This window comes from Microcoleus sp. OTE_8_concoct_300, assembly GCF_031383065.1.
In the GTDB taxonomy this organism is placed as follows: domain Bacteria; phylum Cyanobacteriota; class Cyanobacteriia; order Cyanobacteriales; family Microcoleaceae; genus Microcoleus.
In genome coordinates this window covers 1-10,775 of record NZ_JANMZH010000784.1, presented here as the reverse complement: position 1 = coordinate 10,775, position 10,775 = coordinate 1, and the positions used below count along the sequence as shown (strand labels likewise).

Genomic DNA, 10,775 nt, shown 5'->3' with positions numbered 1-10,775 from the left:
CACGGCACAAAGTGAGAGGGTGATAATGTCAATCAATTGATGATGTTTCGTCCGCTCAATTCTTGGATCTTCTAATTCAAAAAAATGGTCAGCAATGGTGATTTTAGGTTTGAGTCTCATAAGAGTAAACTCTAATTAAATGTTTTGTATGTACTCAATAATTCTTCTCCAATATACTAGATTATGTTAACATAAAGTTTAGATGCGTTCGCCCTGATCCTATTGTTGATGCGGGTGTATTTCCAAATTGGAGTGATAGACTGACCATTGTGGAGGAAAGCAGAGGCAGCAAGGCAGGGTTTCCTTGAAAAATGGGCGTAAACAACATGGCTAACAGTTGCATAACTGCAATTGTATGAGGATCGCTCATCATAGGAAGGCTAACTAATTCTGAAATCTGTTTACCTTCGAGTTGCTTAGCAAGGGTTTGTAGTGCTTTGTCAGTCAAGGCTTCGTCAGGTTCAGATGAGAACTCAACCCCTAATTGTGTCAGAACATTTTTGCCGACAGCGATCGCTTCTAATACCTTACTCTGAGTTGTCAGTGCGTTAATTTTAATCTCAAATATCTTTACTTTGTCTAGTATTGTTTTGGCCTTTTGCAAAACTTCTGCTGCCATTTCTTCCATGCCATCAAAATCGGCATTCAAGTAGGCAGTTTCCGCCGCAGCTACATAAAGATTCAGGGTTAATTCGTACTGAGTTTGCCAACAGTTTTCCGCCAGCAACGAGAGCGCTGTTTTCACGAAACTTCTGGCGGCTGAATAGGCTGTAGAATTTATAGCTTTCTGTGCGGCTGCTAAGTTCAGTCGGGCTAAGGTTTCCCGTTCTCCCGCTTGAGTAATTAACCCAATTCCTAAATTCAAATGCCCGACAATATCAAATAGCTTTTCTTCTTTTTCTATCTCTGATAAGTTTTGTTGGAGGAGTTGACCAATTTTGAGATGAGTTGCCTGTTTTTGGTCTTTTGGAATTAGGGAATAAGCGGCTTGTTGAACGCGGTCATGCAAAAATCTGTATTTAGCATTTTGTTTATTAGCATTTGCATCTTCTGAGTTTAAATTATCATCGCCCTCAAGCTGATAAAACTTATAAAGATTACTAATCGGTAAAATCAAACTCTCCTGCAATGCTCTCCATAAAACCGTCGCCGTCTCGATTTCTGATTCTTGTGAAACTATTGCCAAATTATGCAAATCGAACTGCGCCCCTATACAAGCAGCCAACTTTAAGACATCCTGAGTTGGAATTGGTAATTTCTGCAATTGCAACGCCATGAATTCAACAACATCATCAGTAATTGCCAAGGCTTTGATTTGGGCAATATCGCACTGCCAATGCTGGATATCCCAATTAAAGGTAATTAACTTGTCATCGTGTAAAGCTTTGAGGAACTGAGTTGCAAAGAAAGGATTTCCCTTGGTTTTTTGATAGACTAATTTTGTCAAAGGCTGGGCAAGAGATAGTTCGCAATTTAGGGTATCTGCTACCAATCGATTAATATCCGATTCTCTTAACGGTGGTAATGTAATCGTATTTACCGTTGCCCCAGTTTTGAGCAGTTCATCTACCGTTAAGATAAATGGATGTACTGGTGACACTTCATTATCTCGATAAGCACCTAATATCAATAGATGTCCTGTATCTTGTTGCCTCAATAATGAGAGCAAATTCAGCGATGCAGAATCAGCCCATTGCCAGTCATCTAAAAACATCACTAAGGGATGTTCTTTACTGGTAAAGACTTTGACAAATTTTTGAAATAATAAATTAAAGCGATTTTGGGCGGCTGTTCCTGATAACTCTAGGGATGGTGGCTGTTTACCGATGATGTTTTCTAACTCAGGAATTACATCAATTAATACTTGCCCGTTGTCTCCCACTGCTGCGAGAATATTGGTTTTCCATGTTGGCAATTGTTCTTCTGATTCTGATAATAGTTGCCACATTAAATCGCGAAAAGCTTCCACGAAAGCCGAAAAGGGGATATTTCGTTGAAATTGGTCATATTTCCCTTTAATAAAATAGCCGCGTTGCCGAACAATGGGTTTATGTACTTCATTAACTACTGCGGTTTTCCCAATTCCAGAAAAACCCGCTACTAGCACCATTTCTGTTGTGCCATTGGCGACACGATCGAAGGAATTTAATAGTTGATTAACTTCGGCTTCTCTTCCGTAGAGTTTTTCGGGAATTAGGAAGCGATCGCTGATATCTCGCTTTCCTATTTCAAAAGGTTCTATTGTGCCTGTAGTTTGTAGTTGATCTAGACAGATTTCTAAATCGTGCTTAATTCCCAAGGCACTCTGATAACGATTTTCGGCATTTTTGGCGATTAGCTTACTGACAATCTCTGACAAAATTAGGGGAATTTCTGAATGAATTTGATGGATGGGTATCGGCTGTTTCGCCAGGTGACAATGTACCACTTCCATTGCATCTTCCGATCTAAATGGTAATGTTCCCGTCAATAATTCATAAAATGTCATTCCCAGACAATAAAAGTCACTACGATAATCTATGCCTCGATTCATTCGACCAGTTTGTTCAGGAGAAAGATAGGCTAATGTGCCTTCTAAATCATTAGTATTCTGAATCTCTTGGGTTTCTCTTGGTAGGAGAGAAGCAATACTAAAATCAATTAATTTAATTTTTTTGGTGGCGGGATCGATCAGAATATTAGCGGGTTTTATGTCTTTGTGTATAACTCTATTTTGGTATAAATAGTGCAGAATTTCTGTTGTTTTAATAGATATCCTGAGAAATTCACCTAAAGGTAAATATTGATATTGGGCATTTTCATCCGTGGCTGTTTGGAGATACTCAGATAGGGAAATTCCACCAAAGTCTTCCATGACTAAGGCATAGCCATTGCCATATACTTCTAGGGTTAAGGGTTTGATAATACTAGGAAAGTCGAGATTTTTGGCAATGGTATATTGGTTGCGGAATTGAACGAGTTCGTTAAAGTTTGGGTAGTCATTTCGTAGTAATTTGATGACGACGGGTTGTTGGTCACTGGTACGGATGCCTCGATAGACAAGGGTGCGCGTACCTGTGTATAATTGCTCTGTGATTTGATAATCTGGTAAGTTGGGGAGCGCATTCATAATTTGTTAAGCTAATCTTAAGTTATTTTGTAGTGCGCCCCAATTAGCAGGATTTACTTGTTTGGGATAAATTTCTCAACAAGCTCGATCGTCGCTAGTTACTTGTCAAATATTATCATAGCGCTTGTTAAAACGCCCGCTTTGCAAGAATTGTGACCTTGTGTAAGTAGGTGCAGATATTTAAACAGAACTTAGGCGACGGCGGCTGAGGATGGATAAACTGGCGACTACTCCCCCTACCTGCTCTGCTTTGACTTCCTGGTAGCGTCGCTTTGTTGTTATTTAATTTGAGCGATCGCTTTATGGCAAACATAGTTGGATATTCCAATTAATTCAGATGCCAGGGTGAGAGTTTTTACCTATAACTTGTTGCAACGAATAGGTTTAGGTAAATTTAGTAACATATTTGACTATTGGAGTCTTACTCTTTTGATTGGCAACAACTTCCCGCCTTACTTTCGTTTCATTTTACAATATTTTTCGGGTCTGTTGCTGTGTGCCAAGAAGTATCTTCGGGATTAGATTAATTAGCGTTCGTCAAGGAATTGTCAGTCAGCCAAGAGTCTAATTAAGCTAATTTTACTCTCAGGTTCTATGGACCGAAGCATTTGCGCGCCAAATTCCAAGTTTAATCAGAGATTTTTGGGGCGCAAAGACTTCGCACGATCAAGACTTTTACCAGAGGTTTCAATCTCTGAGTTCCAAGTCACAAAGCAGGCAAATTAGATGAGTTTGACAGCCCGCAGACCAAACATCAGCACTGTCGCCAAGCCGACCATGCCGCCGAAAATCCCAAAAAAAGTTATTATTCCGCTAAGAGTCATAAAAATCCTCGGTAAGTGGGTTCCTCAGCGTCTTTAGACCTGAGAGGGAAACGATACGAGCGGTTTCAACCGCCTTGAATATTTACACCTTTACCGCCTTGGAATTACTTAGTTCGGGGTTCTTTTGTAATGAACTTTCAACAGGACAATTACTGCTTCAAACCTTTCACCCTGTACGCATAATGGTTTGCTCTTTCTTAGAGCCTCCCTTTCGGGGTAGAAGAGACGACCTGGCAGGTCGTCTGTACTTCGCCAATGTTTAGTGAGCTTGTTAGGTCAGCAGCACTGTCTTACCCCTCGTAAAACTGTTTAACCACTGACGACAGAGCGAGGAACTAGCTACGCATTCTCCCGGTGTCGTGACTCAAAAAACGTAGTCAGTTAAGACGCTTGGCTGGTCAACTAACTGAAGTTGTAGGTATCAAGCCCGTTACTTCAGTGCGGGGTGCTGACTGCAATTTCTCCAAAACAATCAATAAAAAGACCTATAAGAACTATAATCTAAAATCTAATATCTAAATTAGATAAATATGCAATCCATAATTAAAGTTGACTTGGGGCCACAATCTTACAATGTTTGCGTGCGATCGGGCGGGTTAGACGAACTCGGCAATATGATGGGCGATCTAAGTTTGGGCAAAAAAGTGCTGCTGGTGTCAAATCAGTCGATTTTTCGGCAGTACGGCGAAAGAGCAACAGCAGCCCTCGAATCGGCCGGTCTAGAAGTCAGTAGCTGCATTTTACCACCGGGAGAACAGTACAAAACTTTAAATTCTGTGCAGAAAATTTACGGTGCGGCTTTGGCAAACCGCTTAGAACGTTCCTCGACGATGGTGGCTTTGGGCGGGGGGGTGGTTGGCGATATGACGGGTTTTGCTGCGGCGACTTGGCTGCGGGGAATTAATGTCGTGCAGGTTCCGACTTCGCTGCTGGCGATGGTTGATGCTTCTATTGGCGGCAAAACGGGGGTAAATCATCCTTTGGGGAAGAATTTAATCGGGGCTTTTCACCAGCCGCGCTTGGTTTTGATTGACCCGGATGTACTCAAAACTCTGCCGGCGAGGGAGTTTCGATCGGCGATGGCGGAAGTTATCAAGTACGGGGTGATTTGGGATGCTGAACTTTTCGGGAAGTTGGAGAAGTGCAAGCGTTTGGATCAAATGCGCTATGTGAAGGCGGATTTGTTGGCAGAAATTTTGAGCAGGTCTTGCCAAGCTAAGGCTGAGGTGGTAAGCAAAGACGAGAAGGAATCGGGTTTGCGGGCGATTTTGAATTACGGACACACGATCGGTCATGCTGTGGAAAGTTTGACCGGTTACAAGGTGATCAATCACGGAGAAGGAGTGGCCATCGGCATGGCTGCGTCAAGCCGGTTGGCTGTGGAGTTGGGAATGTGGGATCAAGAGTGCGATCGCCGCCAGTCTGCTTTGATTGAAAAAGCCGGCTTACCTGCGAAATTGCCTGCTGGTGTCGATGTTGAGGAAATTTTGCATACTTTGCAACTCGATAAAAAGGTGCAGGATGGCAAGGTGCGGTTTGTGCTGCCGGTGCGCTTGGGTGAGGCCGCTGTGAGCGATCGGGTGGATGGGGATTTGATTATACAAGTTTTGAAGGAAATGCTTTAGATTCTCGTTCTTGGGGGTATTTAACCCCCGGTGAACGCCCATTAACGCCGATCGCCAATGATGTTTTGTCTTTCAATGTTCGATCGGTGGTTGAGTTTAGGATCCGCTCGACTGTGAATTCATTTCCTCCAAAATTTTCTCGACTCTGCTAGCGGCTTGAGTTCTACCTTGCTTGATAAATAACTCCTTAGCTTTTTTGAGGCTGGCTACCGCCTCCGCTTGGTTTTCCTTGTCTCCTTGCTGGTACAAACCGACTCCTAAATTGTTTAAAGCATCGGGATATTGGCTGTTAATTTTAACGGCTTGTCTCCACTGAACAATTGCCTCGGGCAACTGCCCCTGACTTGCCATCGCCACGCCTAAATCGTTGTGAGCTTTGGCGTGTTGCGGGTTGACTTCAATTGCTTTTTGGAATAGACCGATCGCATCGCTCATTTTACCTTGCCCCGACAGCATAGTTCCCAACTTGTAATAAGCATCCGCTTGTTTGGGATAGCGAGCGATTAGTTGCCGGTACAAAGCTTCGGCATTGACAGCATTTCCTTGACCGTAAAGGTCGTTGGCAGTTCTCAAACCCACCGTGTAGCCTTTACCTACAACTTCGCACTTTTTCTCGGAGTTGCCTTGCTGCTTGCAAATCTTGAGTTCGTCTCCCTTCATTTCGTAGGATAGAACTTCTCGAACAGCAGGTCCTCGGCGCGGTGGCTGCAAGTTCTGCGACTGCAAGTTTTGCGACAGTTGCAGGGCGATTGGCTCAGCCCCGGCCGGTTGGGCCGCTGCCACATTCCAGATTCCTGCACTCACCAAAATGCTTGGGGCGATCCACCTCAAAGGTTTGAACAAGCGAAACTCTCGATCGTTTTTCATGTCTTTTGTGGAAATGTGTTGTTGATATCCTGGGTTTGACTAGCGCCGTAAGAGTCGGAGCAGATGGGGGCCTACCCGATGAAATAGTTAGTTATTAACAGTCGAGATATTTTAGCACTGTGTGGCCGATTTTGAGTTAAATTAGAGTAGAATTCCGATCGATTCTCAGTCAACCTTAGCAGGAAAGTAGAAATGGGGCAGTCTCTTCTCACCATGATCATTGCGCTCATCCTCGGCTACACTGTTAACTCAAGCTTCAAAATAGTCAGCGGTGGCGACGAAGCTTTAGTCGAACGTTTGGGTCAATACAAGCGCACCTTAAAGCCCGGATTCCACTTTATCAGCCCCTTGGTCGAAAAAGTCGTCTGCGTGGACACAAGCCGTGAAAGAGTTTTAGATACTAAACCTCAGTCAGCAATCACGGGAGATAATGTGGCTCTAGAAGTCGATGCCGTTGTGTATTGGCGGGTTGTGAATTTACAGAAAGCTTATTATGGAATCGATCAAATTGAAGATGCGATCGCCAACTTAGTTTTAACAACGTTTCGCGCTGAAATTGCTCGATTGCCAATGCAAGACGTCTTGGCTTCCCGAGATGACATGAATAAAAAGTTACTCAAGAGGTTAGACGAAGCTACTGAAAGTTGGGGCGTCAAAGTAATTCGGGTGGAAATTCAAAGCATTACACCTCCGAAAAGGGTGCAAGAAGCGATGGAATTGGAGCGCGCCACTAAGAGCGAGTGGCAAGCAATGGTCAATAAAGCGATCGGCACTAAGGAGTACATGAGGCTCTTAGTTGAAGCTTTAGACAACCATCCGAATAGCAAGCAAGTTTTGAATTACTTAGTAACCGAAAAATACTTAGACGCTCAACAAAAATTGGGCGAAAGCGACAATGCCAAAATTTTGTTTATGGATCCGAAGAATATGTCAGAGGCCCTCAACAATTTGATGGAGTCTATCCCTGATGTCCCTGCGGGAGATCGCGGCGGGGAAATGAGAGTTATCGATACTCCAACTTCTCAAGATTGATATCGGAAGATGGCGTCGGCAACCAGACAAACATCGTGCATTTCTCTGACATCGTGAACTCGCAAGATATCTGCCGAATTTGCGATCGCACCTGTACAAGCCGCCGCTGTCCCCCAAATTCTTTGTTTCGCCAAGGGCTGATTCAAAATGTGACCGATGAAGCTTTTGCGCGATACTCCTACTAAAATTGGACAGTCCAAACCACGGAATTTGGCTAACTGCTGCAGAATTTCCAAGTTTTGACTGTAATTCTTAGCAAAGCCAATACCAGGGTCTAGAATTATGTGAGATTTGTCAATCCCTGCAGCCACTGCCGCCGCAATTCTACTCTCTAAAAATTCCCTAATTTCCCCAATTAAATCCCGATAATCTGTGAGTTTTTGCATCGTCTGGGGAGTGCCCCGAATGTGCATCAAAATTATTGGCACTTTTAACTGAGCAACGGTTGACAGCATTTCCGAGTCAAAAGTTGCTCCCGAAATATCATTGATAATATCAGCTCCCGCCTCAACCGCAGCTTTGGCAACCTGCGCTCTGGTAGTATCGACCGAAATAGGAACTGAGCCAAAAATCTCGGCTTTTTGCCGCAGTATCTGTACCAGAGGTATAACGCGATCGATCTCCTCTGAAGAGGATATTTCCGCTGCACCGGGCCGAGTAGATTGACCGCCAATATCAATAATATCAACTCCAGATTTTACCATATTTTCGGCTTGCGCTAAAGCAGATTCTATGGTATAATAATCTCCGCCGTCGCTGAAACTGTCAGGGGTGACATTCAAAACGCCCATTAAATAAGTGCGTTTTCCCCACTCAAAAGATTTATTTCTAATGGTTAATTTGCGATCGGTCATGAGTTATTCTAAATCGCTCTAATTGAAAATATAACAGATAACTTTTAGGGGCTGGTTTAGCAAAAAGTCTCTGCCTCTGAATAAATAATTTTAGTACAAAACCCGCCCTTTCGAGGGGTCCCAGAGGGGCAGATTTCGTACAAATTCGATCGCCCAACTATCCCAGTCAGGGCGGGTGAGATCGCAAATTTAAGCAACTGCCGACAAATTTTTGGCTTGAGCACCAGCCCCTACTTGAATTTTCACAACTTGTAATTGACAATTCGATCGAAGCTCCTAGCTTCCAAACTCGCACCGCCTACCAGAACCCCGTCAATCTCAGGCATGACCATAACTTCATCAATATTCTCCGGTTTAACAGAGCCACCGTACTGAATTGGCACGTCAGGATTAGTCAATTTACTGCGAATCAAACCAATAACTCGGTTAGCTTCCTTCGTTTCGCAAGTATCGCCAGTCCCTATCGCCCAAATAGGCTCGTAAGCAATTACCAACTTCTGCTGGTCAACACCAACCAAATCTTTTTCCAACTGAGAAAAAATGTGAGATTCAGTTTCCCCTGCATCTCGCTGCTGCTTGGTTTCCCCGACGCACAGAATCGGAATTAAATCGTATTTCTGAGCAGCTTTCAGCCGCAAATTCACCGTTTCGTCAGTTTCCCCAAAATATTGGCGCCGCTCGCTGTGGCCTACGATGACATAGCGCACACCCAGTTCACTCAGCATTGGCCCGGAAATTTCCCCAGTAAAAGCTCCCGACTCTTGCCAGTGAACGTTCTGAGCACCGAGTCTGATCCGGCTGCCGTGCAAATTTTTCGAGAGGACAGCCAAGGAAGTGAAGGGAACGCAAAGCACGACTTCCCGTTCCTCTGGGGTTTCCGTCAGGCAGGACATGAATCCTTGAAGAAACTCTAGGGATTCTGCCCTAGTTTTGTACATTTTCCAGTTGCCAGCTATAACTATTTTGCGCACTATTTCTTTAAGTCCTTGTCCTTACAACGCAATTAATAGTCTAAAGCTTTAGCGTACCTTTCGATCCCTTATTGCCCAAACTCGATGCGAGCTTGCTCAACTAAGTCAACGGTGACGACTTCGGTTTCGGCTTCGCGGGCCAACTGCTCGATGCGCACGCGAGCTTGTCCCCGGACAAAGTAGGGAATATTTTTCAGCTTGGCCTTGGCTTCAGGCGTCCATTTGAGATCGTCGGAAAATTCGGAATCGGGCATGGCGTATTGAGCGATCGACTAAAATCCTTTATTGAGCTGGCTTTGATGGAAAGCCTGGATGTATTAAATTTACCATAAGTGCGATCGTGCCACACCCGATCGCTCTGCATTAAATTGCTTGCCTAAAATAGCCGACGCTTCTTGTAAAAGCTGATTCTGCTCTTGTCGAATTGCCTCCAACCTTGTCAAAATATTAGCAATTCGTTCCTGAGACTCCAAACTGTTTGATTCAACTCCCCTCAATTGTAAAGCTGAATTATTTTTGTCTTCGGGATTCTTTGAAACCAATGAGTTTATAGCTACTCCACCGACATTACTTAGAGATTTAGAGCCGACACTCAAAACCCCTTGCATAAATTTTCCAGGGCTTTGCAGGGTAAATAACCATCCTTCTGCAAAAAAGCTAGCTAAAGCCTGTAATAAACCCAAAATAATGAATATAAATAGCAGCAAACTTGCTAAAGATATCAGCGGATGACTCACCAACCAGAAGACTACCGGGTGAGAATCAATCCAATCTTTAACAGTACCATTGATAGCACTTTGAAGGGCATTTGAAGCGACATCGCTCATATTTACCGCCTTGTGAATGCTATCTTCCAGTGATATCTTAGCCTTTTCTGTTGCTTGATTTACACTTTCTACAGCTTGGCTAGTTGTTTGATTCAGAGTATTGACCGCAGAGTTAGTAGTTTGATTAATAGTTTCTTTAGCAGTTGCCGCCGAGTGAGAAACAGCATCAACAGCTTTGTTGGTAGTTTCACTAACGCGACTAACTGCTTGATTTGCGACTTCAGATATAGAAATCCTCGCTTTTTCTGTTTTCTCTGCTACAGTACCTAAAGCATTGTTCGTAGCTTGATTAACAGCATTCACGGCAGAATTCGTAGTTTGAGTGAGAGCTTCTTTTGCCTTGGACGCAGATTCGGAGAGAGAAGATTTAGCTTGTGCTGTTGTTTCTGAAACAGAATTAACGGCTTTTCCGACTTGTTCCGTCCAAAATTCTTTCGTTTTTTGAAAGCTTTGAGAAACATCAGGCAGTGCTACTTCCATAGTAAGTGACCTTCATCAACTTAGGAGCGCGAATTAAATAACTTACAATTTTAATTGTAAGTTATTTAATTCGCGCTCCTAAGTTGATGAAGGTCACTTACTATGGAAGTAGCACTGCCTGATGTTTCTCAAAGCTTTCAAAAAACGAAAGAATTTTGGACGGAACAAGTCGGAAAAGCCGTTAAT

Annotated in this window: 9 protein-coding genes and 1 pseudogene; 2 read left to right on the top strand and 8 right to left on the bottom strand. The window is 43.5% G+C overall.

Annotated elements, in window-relative coordinates; genetic code table 11:
* The 3 genes and pseudogenes from ACUVJL_RS35055 to petL all read right to left on the bottom strand — a co-directional run.
* The coding region (locus ACUVJL_RS35055) for a transposase family protein (protein ID WP_445250028.1) at positions 1-120 on the bottom strand (120 nt) is incomplete at its 3' end.
* 97 nt (positions 121-217) lie between these two features.
* Positions 218-3,109: pseudogene (locus ACUVJL_RS35050) on the bottom strand (ATP-binding protein); the annotation flags it as partial.
* Positions 3,110-3,831: 722 nt separating this feature from the next.
* Positions 3,832-3,933 (bottom strand): cytochrome b6-f complex subunit PetL, encoded by a 102-nt coding sequence (gene petL, locus ACUVJL_RS35045; RefSeq protein ID WP_445250027.1) that lies wholly within the window; start codon positions 3,931-3,933, stop codon positions 3,832-3,834.
* 530 nt (positions 3,934-4,463) lie between these two features.
* Here petL and aroB point away from each other — a divergent pair.
* Complete coding sequence (aroB, locus tag ACUVJL_RS35040; protein WP_445250026.1) at positions 4,464-5,558, top strand: 3-dehydroquinate synthase; 1,095 nt, start codon at positions 4,464-4,466, stop codon at positions 5,556-5,558.
* 96 nt (positions 5,559-5,654) lie between these two features.
* Here aroB and ACUVJL_RS35035 read toward each other — a convergent pair whose 3' ends face one another.
* Positions 5,655-6,425 carry a tetratricopeptide repeat protein gene (locus ACUVJL_RS35035; protein ID WP_445250025.1) on the bottom strand — a complete coding sequence of 257 codons (771 nt, stop codon included), beginning with the start codon at positions 6,423-6,425 and terminating at the stop codon, positions 5,655-5,657.
* A 192-nt stretch (positions 6,426-6,617) separates the two neighbouring features.
* On the opposite strand from ACUVJL_RS35035, the gene ACUVJL_RS35030 reads away from it, so the two are divergent.
* Positions 6,618-7,457: an SPFH domain-containing protein gene (locus ACUVJL_RS35030; protein WP_445250024.1), complete on the top strand. Its 840-nt coding sequence runs from the start codon at positions 6,618-6,620 to the stop codon at positions 7,455-7,457.
* On the opposite strand, the gene folP is transcribed toward ACUVJL_RS35030, so the two are convergent.
* The 4 genes from folP to ACUVJL_RS35010 all read right to left on the bottom strand — a co-directional run bounded on the left by folP (position 7,448) and on the right by ACUVJL_RS35010 (position 10,589).
* Positions 7,448-8,311, bottom strand: coding sequence for a dihydropteroate synthase (folP, locus tag ACUVJL_RS35025; RefSeq protein ID WP_445250023.1), 864 nt, complete (start codon positions 8,309-8,311; stop codon positions 7,448-7,450). The two genes, ACUVJL_RS35030 and folP, sit on opposite strands and share 10 nt — an antisense overlap.
* A gap of 242 nt (positions 8,312-8,553) precedes the next feature.
* A complete protein-coding gene (tpiA, locus tag ACUVJL_RS35020) occupies positions 8,554-9,282 on the bottom strand; it encodes a triose-phosphate isomerase (protein ID WP_445250022.1) in 729 nt (242 codons plus the stop codon).
* Positions 9,283-9,350: 68 nt separating this feature from the next.
* Entirely contained in the window at positions 9,351-9,536 is a 186-nt protein-coding gene (locus ACUVJL_RS35015) for a PCP reductase family protein (protein ID WP_006633749.1), read from the bottom strand.
* Between the two features lie 69 nt (positions 9,537-9,605).
* Positions 9,606-10,589 carry a hypothetical protein gene (locus ACUVJL_RS35010; protein ID WP_445250021.1) on the bottom strand — a complete coding sequence of 328 codons (984 nt, stop codon included), beginning with the start codon at positions 10,587-10,589 and terminating at the stop codon, positions 9,606-9,608.
* Positions 10,590-10,775 lie beyond the last annotated feature (186 nt).